This is a genomic window from Stenotrophomonas sp. SY1, from assembly GCF_021202945.1.
Classification (GTDB): Bacteria; Pseudomonadota; Gammaproteobacteria; order Xanthomonadales; family Xanthomonadaceae; genus Stenotrophomonas.
Genome location: NZ_JAJOYR010000001.1, coordinates 2,003,610 through 2,023,065 on the forward strand (window position 1 = coordinate 2,003,610; position 19,456 = coordinate 2,023,065).

The 19,456-nt window shown below is 64.8% G+C and carries 16 protein-coding genes; 10 read left to right on the plus strand and 6 right to left on the minus strand.

Annotation, left to right across the window (positions count from 1 at the left end):
* Positions 1-12 precede the first annotated feature (12 nt).
* The 5 genes from LR961_RS08440 (at position 13) to LR961_RS08460 (ending at position 7,903) form a co-directional block, all read left to right on the plus strand.
* Positions 13-1,632 (plus strand): glucoamylase family protein, encoded by a 1,620-nt coding sequence (locus tag LR961_RS08440; RefSeq protein WP_232149287.1) that lies wholly within the window; start codon positions 13-15, stop codon positions 1,630-1,632.
* Positions 1,633-1,639: 7 nt separating this feature from the next.
* Positions 1,640-2,923 (plus strand): sugar ABC transporter substrate-binding protein, encoded by a 1,284-nt coding sequence (locus tag LR961_RS08445; RefSeq protein ID WP_232148177.1) that lies wholly within the window; start codon positions 1,640-1,642, stop codon positions 2,921-2,923.
* Positions 2,920-3,801: a sugar ABC transporter permease gene (locus LR961_RS08450; RefSeq protein WP_232148179.1), complete on the plus strand. Its 882-nt coding sequence runs from the start codon at positions 2,920-2,922 to the stop codon at positions 3,799-3,801. The genes LR961_RS08445 and LR961_RS08450 overlap by 4 nt, the downstream gene beginning before the upstream one ends.
* Positions 3,802-3,812: 11 nt before the next feature.
* A complete protein-coding gene (locus LR961_RS08455) occupies positions 3,813-4,649 on the plus strand; it encodes a carbohydrate ABC transporter permease (protein ID WP_232148181.1) in 837 nt (278 codons plus the stop codon).
* Positions 4,650-4,786: 137 nt separating this feature from the next.
* Positions 4,787-7,903 carry a discoidin domain-containing protein gene (locus LR961_RS08460; RefSeq protein WP_232149289.1) on the plus strand — a complete coding sequence of 1,039 codons (3,117 nt, stop codon included), beginning with the start codon at positions 4,787-4,789 and terminating at the stop codon, positions 7,901-7,903.
* Positions 7,904-8,222: 319 nt separating this feature from the next.
* On the opposite strand, the gene eda is transcribed toward LR961_RS08460, so the two are convergent.
* The 5 genes from eda to zwf all read right to left on the minus strand — a co-directional run bounded on the left by eda (position 8,223) and on the right by zwf (position 14,126).
* Positions 8,223-8,882 carry a bifunctional 4-hydroxy-2-oxoglutarate aldolase/2-dehydro-3-deoxy-phosphogluconate aldolase gene (gene eda, locus LR961_RS08465; RefSeq protein WP_232148183.1) on the minus strand — a complete coding sequence of 220 codons (660 nt, stop codon included), beginning with the start codon at positions 8,880-8,882 and terminating at the stop codon, positions 8,223-8,225.
* A 38-nt stretch (positions 8,883-8,920) separates the two neighbouring features.
* A complete protein-coding gene (gene edd / locus LR961_RS08470; protein WP_232148184.1) occupies positions 8,921-10,831 on the minus strand; it encodes a phosphogluconate dehydratase in 1,911 nt (636 codons plus the stop codon).
* A 135-nt stretch (positions 10,832-10,966) separates the two neighbouring features.
* Positions 10,967-11,686, minus strand: coding sequence for a 6-phosphogluconolactonase (pgl, locus tag LR961_RS08475; RefSeq protein WP_232148186.1), 720 nt, complete (start codon positions 11,684-11,686; stop codon positions 10,967-10,969).
* A complete protein-coding gene (glk, locus tag LR961_RS08480) occupies positions 11,683-12,690 on the minus strand; it encodes a glucokinase (RefSeq protein WP_232148188.1) in 1,008 nt (335 codons plus the stop codon). The genes pgl and glk overlap by 4 nt, the downstream gene beginning before the upstream one ends.
* Positions 12,687-14,126: a glucose-6-phosphate dehydrogenase gene (zwf, locus tag LR961_RS08485; protein ID WP_332311022.1), complete on the minus strand. Its 1,440-nt coding sequence runs from the start codon at positions 14,124-14,126 to the stop codon at positions 12,687-12,689. Before zwf ends, glk begins: the two co-directional genes overlap by 4 nt.
* 327 nt (positions 14,127-14,453) lie before the next feature.
* Between zwf and ugpC the strand changes: the two genes are divergently transcribed.
* Positions 14,454-15,554: a sn-glycerol-3-phosphate ABC transporter ATP-binding protein UgpC gene (ugpC, locus tag LR961_RS08490; protein ID WP_232148192.1), complete on the plus strand. Its 1,101-nt coding sequence runs from the start codon at positions 14,454-14,456 to the stop codon at positions 15,552-15,554.
* A gap of 203 nt (positions 15,555-15,757) precedes the next feature.
* Here ugpC and LR961_RS08495 read toward each other — a convergent pair whose 3' ends face one another.
* Positions 15,758-16,615, minus strand: a complete 858-nt coding sequence (locus LR961_RS08495; protein WP_232148194.1) for a folate-binding protein — start codon at positions 16,613-16,615, stop codon at positions 15,758-15,760.
* Between the two features lie 39 nt (positions 16,616-16,654).
* On the opposite strand from LR961_RS08495, the gene LR961_RS08500 reads away from it, so the two are divergent.
* The 4 genes from LR961_RS08500 to sdhA are packed head-to-tail and all read left to right on the plus strand — an operon-like array spanning position 16,655 to position 19,447.
* The gene (locus LR961_RS08500) at positions 16,655-16,825 is read left to right on the plus strand and encodes a DUF1674 domain-containing protein (protein ID WP_232148196.1); all 171 of its coding nucleotides are present in this window, start codon (positions 16,655-16,657) and stop codon (positions 16,823-16,825) included.
* A gap of 55 nt (positions 16,826-16,880) precedes the next feature.
* Positions 16,881-17,273 carry a succinate dehydrogenase, cytochrome b556 subunit gene (gene sdhC, locus LR961_RS08505; protein ID WP_232148198.1) on the plus strand — a complete coding sequence of 131 codons (393 nt, stop codon included), beginning with the start codon at positions 16,881-16,883 and terminating at the stop codon, positions 17,271-17,273.
* Positions 17,270-17,653 (plus strand): succinate dehydrogenase, hydrophobic membrane anchor protein, encoded by a 384-nt coding sequence (gene sdhD / locus LR961_RS08510; RefSeq protein ID WP_232148199.1) that lies wholly within the window; start codon positions 17,270-17,272, stop codon positions 17,651-17,653. The genes sdhC and sdhD overlap by 4 nt, the downstream gene beginning before the upstream one ends.
* Positions 17,654-17,656: 3 nt before the next feature.
* Positions 17,657-19,447, plus strand: a complete 1,791-nt coding sequence (gene sdhA / locus LR961_RS08515; RefSeq protein ID WP_232148201.1) for a succinate dehydrogenase flavoprotein subunit — start codon at positions 17,657-17,659, stop codon at positions 19,445-19,447.
* The last annotated feature ends 9 nt before the right edge of the window (positions 19,448-19,456 follow it).

Here is a 19,456-nt window from a genome sequence, read left to right on the forward strand (position 1 = left end):
ATCGTCTTGAGCATGTCACGCGCCGCCCAGTTGCTGATCAGTGCCGCCATCGGCTTTTCGCTGGCGTTGCTGGCCGGCTGCGGTAAAGCCCCGGAGCCGCCGATGCCCAAGGTGCTGCCGCAGGTGATCCTGATCGAGGCGGACCTGCCGCCAAGGCCGATGAAGCCGGAACTGCCGCCGCTGTTTGACGACATCGAACGGCGCACGTTCCAGTTTTTCTGGGATACCACCAACGAGCAGAACGGACTGACTCCCGATCGCTATCCGTCGCGTCCATTTGCCAGCATCGCCTCGGTTGGCTTTGCGTTGACTGCCTACCCGGTCGGCATCGAGAAGGGCTGGGTGAGCCGCAAGCAGGCGGTGGAACGCACGCTGCTGACGCTGCGTTTCTTCCGCGACCTGCCGTCCGGTCCGCAACGTACCGGCAAGGGTGCTTACAAGGGCTTCTATTACCACTTCCTGGACATGCAGGAAGGGCGCCGCTACGACAGCTGGGTGGAGCTTTCCAGCGTGGATACGGCGCTGCTGTTGATGGGCGTGCTGTTTGCCCAGTCCTACTACGACAGCGACGACGCGCAGGAAAAGGAAATCCGCCAGATCGCCGACACCATCTACCGGCGCGTGGATTGGCAGTGGCTGCAACGCAACAAGCCGCTGGTGTCGATGGGCTGGTTCCCGGAGAGCGGATTCATCCAGCACGACTGGATGGGCTACAACGAAGCGATGATGCTGTACGTGCTGGCGCTGGGCTCGCCGACGCATCCGGTGGAGCCGGACGCGTGGACCGTGTGGACGCGGACCTACGACAACGACTGGGGCGTGTACGAAGGGCAGGAATACCTGGCGTTCGGGCCGCTGTTCGGCCATCAGTACAGCCACGTCTGGATCGACTTCCGTGACATCCAGGATGCCTACATGCGCGAACGCGGCATCGATTACTTCCTCAACAGCCGTCGGGCGACGCTCGCCCAGCGTGAGTACGCCATCGAGAACCCGATGCAGTGGAAGGATTACAGTGCCAACGTCTGGGGCCTGACTGCCGGTGACGGGCCGCAGAACACCACCCAGGAATACCGCGGTGAGCAGCGCCAGTTCCGGCACTACTCGGCGCGTGGCGCCGGCCTGCGCGAGAACTTCGATGACGGCACCATCGTACCGTCGGCGGCGATCTCCTCGTTGCCGTTCGCACCGGAAGTGGTGATCCCGGCCACGGTGGAAATGCACCAGCGCTACGGGGACTATCTGTACTCAAGTTACGGCTTCCTGGATTCGTTCAACCCCAGCTTCAACTACGACATCCCGCTCAAGACCGGTCGCTTGATTCCCGAGCGTGGCTGGGTGGCCAGTGACTACATCGCCATCGACCAGGGGCCGATCCTGCTGGGCATCGCCAACTACCGCAATGAGTTCGTGTGGGAGGTGATGAAAAAGAACCCCTACATCCGCAAGGGCCTGGAGCGTGCGGGTTTCAGCGGCGGCTGGTTGGCGCCGGAGGAAAGCTTCCAGCCGTTGCAGAAGGATGAGCGCGCCGCTTCGGCGCGCGCATCGGGTATCGCCGAATCGCGCGCTGCCGCTGCCGCCGGACAGAAGGCAGCTGGCGAAAAGCCGCCGGCCAGCAAGCCGCAGCAGTGAGCGGCCGATGATCCGCGCGCTGGCCACCTTGTTGTTGACCCTGCTGGTGGCCGGCTGCGCGCGTACCGAGCAGGGCACCACCTTGCGTTTCTGGGCGATGGGCCGCGAGGCCGAAGTGGTGGGTGAGCTGCTGCGTGAGTTTGAAGCGGAGAATCCCGGCATCCGCGTCGAAGTGCAGAACATTCCGTGGACGGCCGCACACGAAAAGCTGCTCACCGCCTACGCCGCCGATGGCCTGCCCGACGTCTGCCAGCTGGGCAACACCTGGATTGCCGAGTTCGCCACGTTGCGGGCACTCACGCCGTTGCAGTCATATGTGGATGCATCCGCGGTAGTGGACCAGCAGGACTATTTCCCGGGCATCTGGGATACCAACGTGGTCGACGGCCAGTTGGTTGGCGTGCCGTGGTATGTCGATACGCGCCTGCTGTTCTACCGCAAGGACTTGCTGCGCCAGGCCGGCTACGACCACCCGCCGCGCACCTGGGCCGAGTGGGAGCAGACCAACGCCGCGCTGAAGAAGCTGATGGGCGACAAGGGTTACCCGGTGCTGATGCCGCTCAACGAGTTCGAGCCGCAGTTGTCCTTTGCCCTGCAGCAGGATGATGCGCTGCTGCGTGATGACGATACGCGTGGCAATTTCCGCAGTCCGGGTTTCCGTCGCACGTTGAACTTCTACGACAACATGTTCGAGCAGGGTTGGGCGCCGAAGATGTCCGAGACGCAGATCTCCAACGTCTGGGATGAGTTCTTCCGTGGCTTCACCGCGTTCTATCTGTCCGGCCCCTGGAACATCCGCGAGTTCCGCCAACGACAACCACCGGGGCTGGATGGCGAGTGGGGCACCACGCCGCTGCCCGGTCCCGATGGCCCCGGTGCCGGCATTGCCGGCGGCACCAGCCTGGTGGTGATGCGTTCTTCGCAGAAGAAAGAGGCGGCGTGGAAGCTGATCGAGTTCCTGTCGCGCCCGGCCATCCAGCAGCGTTTTTACACAATCATTGGTGACCTGCCGCCGCGTCGCAGTGCCTGGCAGTCGCCGGAGCTGAGCAACGATCCGCTGACCGCCGCGTTTGCCGACCAGCTGGAGCGGGTCAAGCCCACGCCCAAGGTGCTGGAGTGGGAGCGTATCGCCCAGCAGATGCGCATCGTTACCGAACAGGTGGTGCGCGGCGGGTTGCCGCAGGACCGGGCGGTGGAGCAACTGGACCAACAGGTGGACGACATCCTGGCCAAGCGCCGCTGGATCGTCGAGCAACGCAGCACTGAAGGCAATGCGGGGGCGGGGCGATGAAGCAGGGTTCACTGGCCGGTTGGGTGTTCGCCGCGCCGGCGCTGATCGTCATCGGCGTGTTCTTCGGCTTGCCGGTGTTGTCGGCGTTGGCGTTGAGCCTGACCGATTTTGATCTGTACGCGCTGGCCGACCCGCACAACCTGCGCTTTGCCGGTTTGGGCAATTACATCGAGTTGTTGCAAACGCCGATGTTCTGGAAGTCACTGGGCAACACCGCCTACTTCGTGGTGCTTGGGGTGCCGCTGTCCATCGCGTTGTCGCTGGGCGCAGCGCTGTTGCTCAACGCGCCGGCTGCACGTTTCAAGGCACTGTTCCGTACCGCGCTGTTCGCGCCGGTGGTGACCACGCTGGTCGCGGTGGCGGTGATCTGGCGCTATCTGTTCCACACCCGCTACGGGCTGGTGAACTGGGGGCTGGGGCACATCGGCATCAATCCGGTGGATTGGCTGGGTGATCCGCGCTGGGCGATGCCTACCATTATTGGCTTTGCGGTATGGAAGAACTTTGGCTACAACATGGTGATCTTCCTGGCCGGCCTGCAGGCGATTCCGAAGGACCTGTACGAAGCCGCGCGCATCGACGGTGCCTCGCGCTGGCAGCAGTTCCTGCACATCACGCTGCCGATGCTGGGGCCGGTGCTGCTGGTGGTTGGCGTGATTACCGTATCCGGTTACTTCCAGCTGTTCGCCGAGCCCTATGTGATGACCCGCGGCGATCCGCTGCAGAGCACGGTGAGCGTGCTGTATTTCATGTTCGAGGAGGGCTTCAAGTGGTGGAACCTGGGGCGCGCCTCGGCGGTGGCGTTCCTGCTGTTCCTGATCATCCTGGCGGTGACCACGCTGATGCTGCGCTTCGGCAAGCGCAGGGAGTTGGTATGAGCCGGCCTGCAATGAGCCGCGAAATCGGGCAGTCGCGCTGGCATGCGCTGTGGGTCAATGGCGGGCTGGCGCTGCTGGCGGTGGTCAGCCTGGCGCCATTGGCGTGGATGGTGTCGGTGTCGTTCATGCCCAGCGGGCAGGCGTCGCAGTTCCCGCCGCCGTTGCTGCCGTCGCAGACCACGCTGGCCAACTACCAGGCGCTGTTCGCGCGTACCGGCATGGGTGGCAACTTCATCAACAGCTTGCTGGTGTCGGTGGGCATCACCCTGGGCTCGTTGCTGTTCAACACGCTGGCCGGCTATGCATTCGCCAAGCTGCGGTTTGCCGGCCGCGAGCGGATCTTCCAGATGCTGCTGGCGGCGTTGGTGATCCCGGCGCAGGTGGCGATGCTGCCGTTGTTTCTGCTGATGAAGCAGATGGGATTGGTGAACACGTTCGGTGGCGTGGTGATCCCGGCCTTGGCCAGCGTGTTCGGCATCTTCCTGGTGCGTCAGTACGCGCGCTCCATTCCTGATGAACTGCTGGAAGCGGCCCGCATCGATGGTGCCAGCGAGGCGCGGATCTTCTTCCAGATCGTGTTGCCCATGCTCAAGCCGGTGCTGGTGACGCTGGCGATCTTCACCTTCATGGGCGCCTGGAATGACTTCATGTGGCCGCTGATCGTGCTCACCGACCAGGAGCACTACACCCTGCCGGTGGCGCTGGCCAGCCTGTCGCGCGAGCACATCATGGATGTGGAAATGATGATGGCCGGCGCGGTGGTGACGGTGTTGCCGGTGCTGTTGCTGTTCCTGGTATTGCAGCGCTACTACATCCAGGGGCTGCTGCTGGGTAGCGTCAAGGGCTGAACCGACGCATTTGCCAATGAAACAACCTGCCACGCCTGTTGTTCAACTCTGCGAAAATCCGGCCCGTTTGTTGAGCATGAAACGAGATTCCGTCGATGAGTAAACGTGCTGTTGCCTGTCTTCTGTCTGCGCTGTTGATGGCCATGACGATGCCAGCCTTCGCTGCGGTACTGGCGAAGTTTGATGACATCAGCGCGTGGCAGTTGATCACGTCGCCGCAGGTCAGCGGCTCGCTGCGGCCGGTGGCCGGCAACAATGGCCGCGCACTGTGCCTGGACTATGATTTCCACGAAGTTTCCGGGTACGTCGGCATCCGTCGCGAGCTGGATATCACCTGGCCGGAGAACTACCAGGTCTCGTTCGACCTGCGTGGCGACTCGCCGGCCAACGACCTGCAGTTCAAGCTGGCCGATGCCAGCGGCGACAACGTCTGGTGGGTCAACCGCACCGGTTACACGTTCCCGAAGAACTGGACGCGGGTGACCTACCGCAAGCGCCATATCGAGAAGGCCTGGGGGCCGGACCCGGACCGGACCCTGCGCCGCAGCGCTGCGGTGGAATTCACCATCTACAACAAGGTCGGTGGGCGCGGCACGGTGTGCTTCGACCAGCTGAGCATGCAGGCCTTGCCCAAGGAGGACAGCACCGCGCTGACCACCAATGTCATCGCCGATACCGCTACCGCCCTGCAGCAGCGCATTGCCGACGGCAAGCCGGATACGTTGTGGATCAGCGGTGGCGTCAAGCAGCAGACCATCAGCCTGGACCTGGGCAAGGTGCGCGAGTTCGGTGGCGCAGTGGTGCAATGGGTGCCGGGGTTGGAGGCATCGCACTACGTGGTGCAGGCATCCAGCGACGGGCGTGATTGGCACAAGCTGCGCGAAGTCAGCACCGGCAGTGGTGGCAAGGATTGGCTGGCGCTGCCGGAAACCGAAGCGCGCTATCTGCGCTTCGATCTGGAAGACGGCCCCAACTGGCGCTACGGCATCCGCGATATCAGCCTCAAACCGTTGTCCTTCGCCAGCACGCCGAATGATTTCATTCGTTCGGTTGCTGCGGATCTGCCGCGCGGTTCGGTGCCACGCGGGTTCAGTGGCGAGCAGCCGTACTGGACGCTGCTGGGCCTGGACGGTGGTCGCGAACAGGCGTTGATGAGCGAGGACGGGGCGCTGGAGGCGGTCAAGTCCGGTTTCAGCATCGAACCGTTCGTGGTGCTGGATGGCAAGGTGCTGGGCTGGGCGGATGTCAGTACCAGTCAGAGCCTGCAGGACGGCTACCTGCCGATCACCTCGGTGGACTGGAAACACGATCGCTTCGGTCTGCGGGTCACCGGCTTCGTGCAGGGGCGGCCCGATCAGGCGCAGCTGGTAGCGCGTTACCGGTTGAGCAACCCGGACAAGGTGGCGCACGAATACAAGCTGGCACTGGCGGTACGGCCGTTCCAGGTCAACCCGCCCAGCCAGTTCCTCAACACCGTCGGTGGTGTCAGCCGCATCGAACGGCTGGCGGTTCAGGGTGGGCAGGTCAGCGTCAACGGCCAGCCGCGTGTGCTTGCCGCATCGCGGCCGGATGCAACGTTTGCGACCACCTTCGACAGCAAGCTGGAGGTCACCCATCTGGCCGACAAGCAGTTGCCGGGAACGACCGAGGTCCGTGATGCCACCGGGTTGGCGTCCGGCGCCATGCTCTACAACGTCAAGCTGGAGCCGGGCCAGAGCCGCGAGGTGGTGCTGGTGTTGCCGCAGACCGGAGACTGGCGTCTGCCGGCCGGCTTTGACGCGGACAAGGCGCAGCAGCAGGTCGCGACGATGTGGCGGCAGAAGCTCGACCAGGTCCGCCTGCAACTGCCCGAAGCCGGCAAGCCGCTGGCCGACACGTTGCGCACGGCGCTGGCGCACATGCTGATCTCGCGGGTAGGGCCGAGCCTGCAGCCGGGTACGCGCTCGTACGCGCGCAGCTGGATCCGCGACGGCGCGATGATCTCCGAAGGCCTGCTGCGCATGGGCCGCGCCGATGCGGTGCGCCAGTACGTGGATTGGTACGCGCCGTACCAGTTCGACAGCGGCATGGTGCCGTGCTGTGTGGATGCGCGCGGCAGCGATCCGGTGCCGGAGAACGACAGCCATGGCGAACTGATCTACACCATCGCCGAGTACTGGCGGCACACCGGCGATGCCGACTTCCTGCAGCGGATGTGGCCGCACGTGCAGGGCGCCTGGAACTACATGGAGAAACTGCGCCTGAGCGAGCGCAGCGAGGACAACCGTGCGCGTCATCCGGGCTTCTACGGCATGATGCCGGCCTCGATCAGCCACGAAGGCTATTCGGCCAAGCCGGTGCATTCGTACTGGGATGATTTCTGGGCGCTGCGTGGTTACAAGGACGCCGCCGACATGGCCGTCGCGCTGGGCCTCGAAGAAGAGGCCGTGACGATGGCGGCTTCGCGCGACCAGTTCCGCCAGGATCTGGATGCGTCGTTGCTGGCCAGCATGCAGGCGCACAAGATCGATTTCCTGCCCGGCTCGGTCGAGCTGGGTGATTTCGACGCCACCTCCACCACCATCGCGCTGGCGCCAGGCGGCGAGCAGGGGCGGTTGCCGCAGCCCGCGTTGAACAACACCTTCGAGCGCTATTGGCGCAATTTCGTCGAGCGCCGCGACGGCAAGCGCCAGTGGAAGGACTACACGCCTTATGAGTGGCGCAACGTGGCGGCCTTCGTAAGGCTGGGATGGCGCGCCCGTGCATGGGAAGCCACCGAATTCTTCTTCAAGGACCGCACGCCGCAGGGCTGGAACCAGTGGGCCGAGGTTGTCTCGTCAACGCCGCGCAAGCCGTTCTTTGTTGGCGACCTGCCGCATGCGTGGGTGGCGTCGGATTTCGTCCGCTCGGCGTTGGACATGTTTGCCTACGAGCGCGAAGTGGATGGCGCGCTGGTGCTTGCCGCCGGCGTACCGGCGTCCTGGCTGACCGGCAAGGGCATCGCCGTGGACGGCCTGCACACCGCGCACGGCACGGTGAAGTACGCCTTGGTACGCAGCGACAAGCAACTGCGCCTGGAGGTACCGGAAGGCCTGCAGCTGCCGGTTGGCGGGCTGGTGTTGCCGTGGCCTTATGAAGGCACGCCGGGTGCGGCGGTGGTCAATGGTGAACCGGTCGAATGGAGCGCCAACGAACTGCGCATCACCGCATTGCCGGCGAAGGTCGAGATCGAGATTCCAGCGGAACTGCGCCGCAGTGAGCGGGCGAAGCGCTGAGGCGCGGATTGTGAAGTCAGTGGCGTGGGGCCAATCGATCCCATTCCAGTCTTCGCGCTGGCGCAAGGACTCCCAGCGGGCGGCGGACCAACGGTTCGAAAGCAGCCCGCAACGAGAGGGGGCTGCTTGCGCCGTAATGCTTCCACTTGCGGCGCACCGAGCCCCTCTCCCCGTGCGGGAGAGGGGTTGGGGAGAGGGGCGGAGACGTGCGAAGAACTCCCCAGCACATCAACCCTGACAAACAAAAACTGCGCCTCGAAAGTCGAGGCGCAGCGCAGTAGACGGCGGGAGAGGGAGTCTGCCGTCGTACCTGGAAAACTCAGGCGGTGCGGGCCTGCTTGACGATGGCCGCAGCGGCGGCAGCGGACGTCTTCACCTCGTCCCAGCGGCCCTCACGGATCCACGCGTCCTGCACCATCCACGAGCCACCGATGCAGACGACGTTCTTCTGCTTCAGATAGTCGCCGGCAGTGGCTTCGGTGATGCCGCCGGTCGGGCACAGTTTCAGTTCCGGGATAGGCCCGGCCACGCCCTTGATCATCGCCAATCCGCCGACGGCAGTGGCCGGGAACAGCTTGCAGATGCGGAAGCCGCGTGCGACCAGCGCGAGCAGCTCGGTCGGCGTCGCCGCACCGGGGACCACCGGCAGCGTTGCATTGGCCAGGGCATCGGCCATGTGCACCGGCGTGCCCGGCGTCACCAGGAAATCCGCGCCGGCGTCGATGGCCTGCTGCATCTGCGAGACGGTCAGCACGGTGCCGGCGCCGACCACCACGTCCGGCAGTTCGCGCTTGAGCATGGCCAATGCTTCCATGGCCACCGGAGTGCGCAGGGTCAGCTCGATTGCCGGCAGGCCGCCTTCCAGCAGCGCGGCACTGACCGCGCGCGCCTGGTCCAGGGTATGGACGGTGACCACGGGCAGGATGCCCGCTGCGGTGAGGAGCTGTTCGGCGCGATCCTGGTGTTGGGCAATGCTCATGGTTTCCTCTTGAGTGGTCTGCTTGCGAATCCCGAATCTCAGGCGTCGTTGGTTTCGTGTGGAGCAGCGGCAGCGGCGGCGTTGTGGCCAAGCTCGTATTCGGCGTCGTACTCCCACACGCTGCCATCCGGCCGCGCCGGACCGCAGGAGATCGATACCGCACCCTGATCGGCCGGCCCAACCAGACGGCGATTCATCGCGAACAGGTTGCGGCCCATGTCGTTGCCGGCTGGCGCGGTATTGGGCGCATGGGTGCGCGACGCCCATTCGGCAGCATCAACCAACACTTCCAGCGTGCCGGCCTCGCCATCGAGACGGATGATGTCGCCCTCGCGAACGCGTGCGATCGGGCCGCCGCGTGCGGCTTCCGGGGTGACGTGGATGGCAGCCGGAATCTTGCCCGAGGCGCCGGACAGACGACCATCGGTGACCAGCGCCACGCGACGGCCCTGGTTCTGCAACAGGCCCAGCAACGGTGCCAGCGAATGCAGTTCCGGCATTCCGTTGGCGCGCGGCCCCTGGTAACGCACCACCGCGATGAAATCCTGCGGCAAGGCACCGGCCGCATGCAGCTTGTTCAGTGCCTGCGGCGCGTCAACCACCACCGCCGGCGCCTCGATGAAGCGGTACTGCGGTTTCACCGCCGACAGCTTGATCAGCGACTTGCCGATGTTGCCCTTCAGCAGGCGCAGGCCGCCCTGGGTTTCGAACGGATTGCTGGCTGGACGCACGACCTCCTCATCGGCGCTCTCAGCCACGGCAGGTACGTAGCTGACCTTGCCGTCGATCAGGCGTGGCTCCTGCGCGAAGGCGCGCATGCCGCCTTCGGCAATGGTGACCAGGTCGTCATGCATCAGCCCGGCATCCATCAGTTCGCGGAACACGAACGCCGGGCCGCCAGCGGCGGCGAAGCGGTTCACGTCGGCTTCGCCGTTCGGGTAGACGCGGGCCAACAGCGGCACGATCTGCGACAGCTCGTCCATGTCGTCCCAGGTCAGCACGATGCCGGCGGCGCGAGCGACTGCGATCCAGTGGATGGTGTGGTTGGTGGAACCGCCGGTGGCCATCAGCGCGACGACGGCATTGACGATGGCGCGCTCGTCGATCAGGTGGCCGAACGGGCGGAAGTCATCGCCCAGCGCACAGATTTCCAGCGCACGCGCGGTGGCCGCACGGGTGAGTGCATCGCGCAGCGGCAATTCCGGATTGACGAACGAAGCGCCGGGCAGCTGTACGCCCATCGCCTCAAGCAGCACCTGGTTGGAGTTGGCGGTGCCGTAGAACGTGCAGGTGCCCGGCCCGTGGTAGGAAGCCGACTCGGCTTCCAGCAGCTCCTCGCGGCTGGCTTCGCCGGCGGCGTAGCGCTCGCGCACTTCGGCCTTCTTCTTGTTGGGAATGCCCGGCGTCATCGGGCCGGCCGGCACGAACACTGCCGGCAGGTGGCCGAAGGCCAATGCGCCAATCAGCAGGCCCGGCACGATCTTGTCGCATACGCCCAGGTAGATGGTGGCGTCGAACATGTCATGGCTCAGGCCGATCGCGGTGGACTGGGCAATGATGTCGCGCGAGAACAATGACAGCTCCATGCCGCCGCGGCCCTGGGTGACGCCGTCGCACATTGCCGGCACACCGCCGGCCACCTGAGCGGTAGCCCCCAGTTCGCGGGCGGCCTGGCGCATCAGTTCCGGGTAGTGCTCGAACGGCTGGTGCGCCGAGAGCATGTCGTTGTAGGCGGTGATGATGCCGAGGTTCGGCGTCACGTCGCCGCGCAGGCGGCCCTTGTCGGTTGGGCCGCAGGCGGCGAAGGCGTGGGCCAGGTTGCCGCAGCTCAGGCGGGAGCGGAACGGGCCTTCGCGCAGGGCGGCATCAATGCCCGCCAGGTAGGCCGCGCGCGACGGAGCGCTGCGCTGGCGGATGCGTTCAGTGATGGCGTGAATTTTCGGATGCATGGCTTTTAGGCTGGGAATAGGGGCAGGGTGTGATGGTGCTACTTGGGCTGTGAGTTGCATGGCTCGATCAAGCCATTGGCGATGGGGAGCAGCGGGCGTTTGAGCAACGCCGGCTCCCCATTTCCATTCCCTGCCTTAGGGCACCCAGTGCACGCGTAGCGGGTTGCCGGGGGCGTTGATCGCCGCCAACACCGGATACCTGTGTACGTCGTTGGATGCCAATGCGGCTTCAAGGACTTCCAGTTTCTGCTTGCCGCGCAGCAACAGCAGCCGGTTGCCGGCCGTTGCCAGGCCATGCGGGGTCAGGGTGATGCGCAGCGGCCAGGTGTTGGCCACCGGGCAGCCGGTGGCATCCAGAGCGGCGTAGGGCTGGTTGCTCTGCAAAGCACGTTCCAGGTCGCGCGAACCGGGAAACAGCGATGCGGTGTGACCGTCATTGCCCATGCCCAGGACCACCAGGCAGGCTGGCTGCGAATGCTGGGCCATCAGATTGGCGGTGTGCACGCATTCGGCGATGGGCCGGCCGACCCGTACCAGCGGGTCGAAGTGCGCACCTTCTGCATGCGCGAGGAAGCTGTTGCGCACCAGCCACGCGTTGCTGTCCTTGTCCTGCGGTGAGAGCCAGCGTTCGTCGGCCAGGCCGACCTCCACGCGCGCCCATTCCAGTGGCTGTTCGGCCAGCACTTCGTAGATTGGAGCTGGTGTGGTGCCACCGGACAGCAGCATGCGCGCGCGGCCGTGCTGCTGGATTTCCTGGGCCAGGACGTTTGCCATTTCCTTGGCTACAGCGTCGGTCCAGTCCTCGTCGTTGGCATGGCGGACCAGCGTGATGCGGTCGGAAACAGCAGCGTTCATGCAATTGCTCCTTGAGCGGCGCGCTGCAGGTCCACCGCGTATGCGGCGGCACCGAGCAGGCCGGGGCAGGGATGGACGATGGCCATCGATGGAATCTGCGACATGGTCGCGGTGAAGCGGCCCTTGCTCTCAAAACGCGGGCGGAAGCCGGAATGCTGCAACTGCTGCAGCAGCCGCGGCACCAGGCCGCCGGTCAGGAACACGCCATCCCAGGCGCCCTGCACCAGCACGGCATCGCCGGCCACGGCGCCGAAGATTTCCAGGAAAACCTCCACTGCCCGGACCGCTACCAGGTCGTTGGCGGCGGCGCGGGCGGTGACGTCGGAGGGAATCACATGGCCAGGATCGATGCCGGCCATCTCGCTCAGGGCGCGATGGATGTTGACCAGGCCTGGGCCGCAGATCAGGCGTTCATTGGAAACCCGGCCGAACTGCGCGGACAGGATTTCAAGGATGCGGATCTGTTCGGGGTTGGCGGGCGCGAAACTGGCATGGCCGCCTTCGGTGGCCAACGGGTAATTGCGGCCATCACGGACCACCAACCCACCCACGCCCAAGCCGGTGCCCGGACCAAGCACACAGTAGTTGCGGGCCTGATCGGCAGGTGCCGGCTCCCAGCTGGCGCCGCCGATCTGCACCACGTCAGCGGGTGTCAGCAAGGCAATGGACATGGCCTGGGCGACGAAATCGTTGATCAGATGCAGGTGGTCAAAGCCCAGTTGCGTGGCGGTACGCGAACGCGAGATCACCCATGGATGATTGGTGATGCGTGCTTCATCGCCGTCCACGCGCCCGGCCACGGCAAACACACCGCTGCTGACGCTGGCACCCTGCTGTTGCAGGTAATGCGCGGCGGCGTCGGCCAACGAGGTGAACTCGGCCACCGGGTACTCATCAATGCTGCCCTGGTCCAGTGGTATGGCCGCGTTGATGTCGGCCAATGCAAAGCGCGCGTTGGTGCCGCCGATATCGGCAACCAGCACCGTGCCTTGCGGGCCGCTCACAGGCCGCCCCCGGCAGCCGATTCGGCCAGCGTGACCTCCGGAAGGAACGGCTGCGCCTGCTGCGGACCCCAGCTGCCCGCCGGATAGGGCTGCATCGGTAGTTCGGCGGCTTTCCAGGCATCGCTGATGCTGTCGATCCAGGACCAGGCGGCGCGCACCTCGTCATCACGCACGAACAGCGCGTGGTTGCCGTTGAACGCATCCAGGAACAGGCGCTCATAAGCGATGCGGCGGTGCAGGCCGGTGGGCACGGACAGTTCCAGCTCCAGCGGCTGCAGTTCCAGTGCGCCCCATTCCGGGCCGGCCAGCGAGCTCATCAGGCCAAGCTGGATGTTCTCCTGCGGCTGCAACTGGAAGGTCAGCCGGTTGGGCTGGGCGTGCTTGCGGTCCGGGCGCTCGAACAGCCAATGGGTCACCGGCTTGAGATTGACCTCGATGCGGGTGGTGCGCTCGGGAAGGCGTTTGCCGGTAACCAGATGGAACGGCACGCCGGCCCAGCGCCAGTTGTCGATATGGGCGGTGACGCCGACAAAGGTTTCCGCCTCGCTGCCTTCCGGCGGCTGGTAGGCCTGCGCCGGCTGGTTGTTGATGGTGCCGGCGGTGTAGCGGCCGCGCACGCTGTCCTTGGCTGCATGCTTGGCATCGAGCGGGCGCAGGGCGCGCAGCACCTTCACCTTCTCGTCGCGGATGCGGTCAGCTTCCAGCGAGGCCGGAGGTTCCATCGCCACCAGGCACAGCAGCTGCAGGATGTGGCTCTGCACCATGTCGCGCAGCGCGCCGGAACGCGAGTAGTACGAATCACGGCCGTCCACGCCGTCGCTTTCGGCGACGAGGATATGCACGGACTCAATGAAGTTGCGGTTCCACACCGCCTCCAGCAGCGTGTTGCCGAAGCGCAGCGCCATCAGGTTCTGCACCGCGGCCTTGCCCAGGTAGTGATCCAGGCGGAACACGCGGTCTTCGTCGACCAGCCTGCCGATGGATTGCAGGATTTCCTCGGCGCTGTCGCTGTCCGAGCCGATCGGCTTTTCCAGCATCAGCCGGTGCGGTGCGGTCAATGCGCCACCCAGCGCAAGGCCTTCGCAGGTGGAGATGTACAGGCCTGGCGGAATGGCCAGATAGCTCACGCACTGGCGATGGACCAGGTCCTTGACTGCCTCGGCCACCGATTCGGCGTTGCGCAGGTCCACCGAGCGGTAGTCGATGCGGCGCAGCAGGTCGCTGATGTCGTCCTGGCTGGCCTGCGGCAACGCCTGTTCCAGGCGCGGGCGCAGCAGGTCACGGAACTTTTCGGTGTCATGCGGCGACAGCGCCAAGGCGCGGACGCGGAAATCTTCCGGAAGCAGGCCGTCGCCGAGCAGACGCAACAGGGACGGGAACAGATAACGCTGGGCCAGATCGCCTGTGGCACCGAACAGGAAGAGGGTGTCATGCATGGTTCGAGTTTCGTGTGCTGATGACATCGTTGTCAATTGTCTCATTCAGGGCTGCCGACCTGGGCCTGGGGGAAGTGTTTCCTTGGGCTTGGACAGCGCAGCACCGGAGTGATGTCCTGCAGGCTGATGTCATTGCCGGAGAAACCCCAGGCCCGCGCTGCGGTAGCGCGGACAGAGGAAGTGGGAGCACGTCGATGGTGCCATATGTACATGCTTACCGTGCGCACGGTTTCCGATGTATACGATTGCAGTGCGCCGGCAGTGTCGATGATGCAGGTGCGGGTGGCTCGCTGTGGAGCCGATGGTGCTGGTGTTGAAGAGGTAAAAATGGCCAAGGTTCGGTTCGAGGACGTGCGCAAGGTTTATGACAACGGGCAGGTGGCCGTGCAGGGCGCCAGCTTTGAAGTCGCCGATGGCGAGTTGATGGTGCTGGTGGGCCCTTCGGGCTGTGGCAAGTCCACACTGTTGCGCATGGTGGCCGGGCTGGAGGAGGTCAGCGCTGGCACACTGCGTATCGGTGATCGCGTGGTCAACGATGTACCCCCGAAAGACCGGGACATCGCGATGGTGTTCCAGAATTACGCGCTGTACCCGCACATGACCGTTGCGGAGAACCTGGCTTTCGGATTGAAGTTGCGCGGCCATGACAAGGCCGAAGTGCAGCGGCGCGTGCAGGGGGCGGCCGAAGCGTTGGGGTTGGCGTCCATGCTCGACAAACTGCCGCGCGCGATGTCTGGCGGACAGCGTCAGCGTGTGGCGCTGGGGCGGGCGCTGGTGCGTGAGCCTGCGGTATTCCTGCTTGATGAGCCGCTGTCGAACCTGGACGCGAAGCTGCGCCATTCGGTACGCACCGAAATTGCCCAGCTGCATCGCAAGCTCGGCACCACGATGATCTACGTCACCCACGACCAGGTCGAAGCGATGACCCTGGGTCAGCGCATTGTCGTGCTCAACGAGGGTGTGGTGCAGCAGATCGACACGCCGATGGCCTTGTACGACCGGCCTGCCAATCTGTTCGTGGCTGGCTTTCTCGGCAGCCCGGCGATGAATGTGCTTCGCGGTGTCGTCCATCGCAGTGACGGCGGCGGACTGGTGCTGCGTCCTGCCGACGGGCTGGATGTGCCGTTGGGGGCGCTGTCGCTGACTTCGGAATGGCTTGGGCGCGAACTGATGGTGGGCGTGCGGCCGGAGCATCTGCAGCCGTCCAGTACGGATACCGCCTTCAATGCGGTGATCGAGGGGCTGGAGCCGGTCGGCAACGAAATTTTCGTCAACCTTCGCCACGGCGGCCAGCCGCTGGTGATGCGCGTGCCGCCGCAATCGCTGCCGTCGGTGGGCGAGGGGATCGGAGTGGCGGTTGTGTCGGCAGCGCTGCATTTCTTCGATGCTGCCAGTGGCACCCGCATCGATTGCACAACGGCGACTTGATTCAGACGATAGCCAAGCCCGCTGCGGCTAGCGGCGAGCCATGCTCGGCAAGAGCAATTTCCGGTCAGGTCCCGGCGGAGCGTGGCTCCGCTCTACCGCCTAACAGCACGTCGTAACCGCACCAGTAGTACCGAGCCGTGCTTGGCAAAGGGCCTGCTTGACCATGCCGCAGCGGAGCATAGCTCCGCTCTGCCGCTGAGGGCTCAGCGCGCCAAGCCGTCAAGCAAGGGCTCGATCACCGCAACTTCACCGTTGATCGACAGCGCGCCTTCGGCCAATTCCAACGGCAGCACGGCCAGTGCCAGCACACCAGCGGTACTGGCGATCGTGCCGATATTGGCTTCGTTCTGCGCAACCGTCTGGCCAGCGGCCGCCGGGTTGGTTGCACGCAGCAACGCAACCGAGCGCTTGGCCTTGCCGAGGAAATGGGTGCGCGCCACGATTTCCTGCCCCGGATAACAGCCTTTCTTCACGCTGTAGGCGGACAGCCGATCAAGTCCCAGCTGCTGTGGCGTCCATTGCTCACGCTGTGACTCCTCCAGCCGGGGCAGGCCCAGGCGCAGGTCCGATTGACGCCAGGCCAACTCGGCATCGTCACCCTGGTCGGCATGGTTGCCGCCGATGTGAAGCGCGCGTGGAAGGGCATCGCTGCCGACGTCCGCCTCGATCACCCCATCAGCCAGCATGGCCAGTACGGCGCCGTTGGCGGCAATTGGCCGCTGTAGCGCACCACTGGCCGTCAAAGCGGCCTCGTGGGTGATGGCGACCTTGCGGCGGAACACAAAGCGGCGCAGCTGTTCGGCCATCGCTTCGGCACCACCGTCGTGGCAGACCAGCAACAGCTGTTGAGAATCAATTCGCAGCAGCTGGAAAACCGCCATGACGCGGCCCTTGGCGGTCAACCAGGCGCTCCATTGCCAATGCCCATCGGCCAGCGAGGGGATGTCATTGGCGAACTGGGCCTGTGCGAAAGCGATGGCATCCGGCCCGGAAAGGCGCACTATCTGCGCCATGCGCAGCGCGTGGAAACCACTGAAAGTAGGGGCGAGGTTGTCAGACACGTGGCTGAGGACTAAAATTTGTGCGTTGCGAGACCAATAATGATAGGCCAAACAACCCCCACTCCCGAGACCGAAGCTGAAGCCCCGCTGGCCCCCGAGAAGCAACCGCTTCCCGAGGACACGGTGCAGAAGGAAATCGGTGGTCGCGGCGGACTTGATCCGGTGCGATATGGCGATTGGGAGAAAAACGGGCGCTGCATCGATTTCTGAGCAGCGTTGAGCCAACGCGGCGTCGTGCCGCCCAGCCGAGATAACGAGTCAGCGAATGGCGAACAGACCCCGCCCCCTTTCACCACACCTGCAGGTGTATCGCTGGCAGATCCAGATGGCCACCTCGATCCTGCATCGAGCCACCGGCATCATTCTGGCTGTCGGCGCCCTGATCATCGCAGGCGGTTTGCTCGCCCTGATGATGGGCCCTGAGTCCTGGAACTGCTTCACCACCCACGCCAGTGCCTGGTACGGAAAGGTGATCATGTTCGGTTGGACGTGGTGCTTCGCCTACCACCTGTGCAACGGCATCCGCCACATCGTGCAGGACTTCGCCATCGGTTACGACAAGGCCACCTTCGTGCGTAGCGGCTGGTTGTCGGTGATCGCCTCGCTGGTCATCACCGCCGCGATCTGGGCCTACGTCTGCATGGGAGCCGCCGCATGAGCAAGTACCGTACCCCGCTCAAGAATGCACGTGGCCTGGGCAGCTCCAAGTCCGGCACCGAGCATTTCATCCACCAGCGCCTGACCGCCACCGCGCTGGTCGCACTGACCATCTGGTTCCTGTGCCTGGTGCTGAGCCTGATCGGCGCGGACTACGTCACCGCCGTGGACACCGTTTCCAAGCCGTGGAACGCAATCCTGCTGGTCGGCTTCCTGGTCGCCATGTTCTGGCACGCGCAGCTCGGCCTGCAGGTCGTGCTGGAGGATTACATCCACAATTCGCTGATGGCTCTGGCCCTGCAGACCACGGTGAAGTTCGTTGCCGTGCTCGGCGCGATCATCAGCATCTTTGCGGTCGCCCGCATCGCGCTTGGGAACTGATACATGTCCGCTTACAACATCACTGAACACAAGGTCGACATGGTCGTCGTCGGCGCCGGCGGCGCTGGCCTGCGTGCGACCTTCGGCCTGGCCCAGAAGGGCCTGCAGACCGTCTGCATCACCAAGGTCTTCCCGACCCGCTCGCACACCGTTGCAGCGCAGGGCGGCATCTCCGCCGCGCTGGCCAACATGGGCGAGGACGACTGGCGCTACCACTTCTACGACACCATCAAGGGTTCGGATTGGCTGGGTGACCAGGACGCCATCGAGTACATGTGCCGTGAGGCCATCCCGGCCATCATCGAGCTGGAGCACTACGGCGTTCCGTTCTCGCGTACCGAAGAAGGCAAGATCTACCAGCGTCCGTTCGGTGGCATGACCACCAAGTACGGTGAAGGCCCGTCCGCGCAGCGGACCTGCGCCGCCGCCGACCGTACCGGTCACGCCATCCTGCACACCCTGTACCAGCAGTCGCTGGCGCACAACGCGCAGTTCATGATCGAGTACTTCGCGCTCGACCTGATCTTCGACGACGAAGGCGTCTGCCGCGGCGTGCTCGCTCTGGATATGGCCGAAGGCACCCTGCACCTGTTCCGTTCGCAGGGCGTGGTGCTGGCCACCGGCGGTTACGGTCGTGCCTACTTCAGCGCCACCTCGGCGCACACCTGTACCGGTGACGGCGGTGGCCTGGTGGCCCGTGCCGGCCTGCCGCTGCAGGACATGGAATTCGTGCAGTTCCACCCGACCGGCATCTATGGCGCCGGCTGCCTGATCACCGAAGGTGTGCGAGGCGAGGGCGGCATTCTGCGCAACAGCAGTGGCGAGCGCTTCATGGAGCGCTACGCACCGCATTACAAGGACCTGGCATCGCGTGACGTGGTGTCGCGTTCGATGACCATCGAAATCCGCGAAGGCCGCGGCGTCGGCGAGCACAAGGATCACATCCTGCTCGACCTGACCCACCTGGGCCCGGGCGTGATCGACAAGAAGCTGCCGGGTATCGCTGAAAGCGCCCGCATCTTCGCCGGCGTGGACGTGCACAAGCAGCCGATCCCGGTCATTCCGACCGTCCACTACAACATGGGCGGCATCCCGACCAACTACCACGGTGAAGTGGTGCGCAAGGTTGGCGACAACCCGGATGCTGTTGTGCCGGGCCTGTACGCCATCGGCGAAGCGGCCTGCGTGTCGGTGCACGGCGCCAACCGCCTGGGCTCCAACTCGCTGCTCGACCTGGTGGTGTTCGGCCGCGCCGTGGCCAACCGCTGCGCAGAGACGATCAAGCCGGGTGCCACGCACAAGACCCTGCCGTCGGATGCCTGCGACAAGGCACTGGGCCTGCTGGACAAGCTGCGCCACGCCAATGGCGACACGCCGACCGCCGTCATCCGCGACAACATGCAGCGCACTATGCAGGCCGATGCCGCCGTGTTCCGTACCAGCAAGACGCTGGAGGAAGGCTGCCAGAAGATGGCCGAAGTGTTCGATTCGTTCCAGGACGTCAAGGTTTCCGACCGCTCGCTGGTCTGGAACTCGGACCTGATCGAAACCTACGAACTGAACAACCTGCTGCTCAACGCCGTTGCGACCATCAATTCGGCCGAACAGCGCAAGGAAAGCCGTGGTGCGCATGCGCACGAGGACTTCCCGGACCGCGACGACGTCAACTGGCAGAAGCACACGCTGGTCACCGTCGACGACAAGGGCAAGTGCAGCTTCGACTACCGTCCGGTGCACATGTACACGCTCAGCGATGACGTGTCCGTCGTGCCGCCGAAGCCGCGCGTCTACTGATCCCGGGAA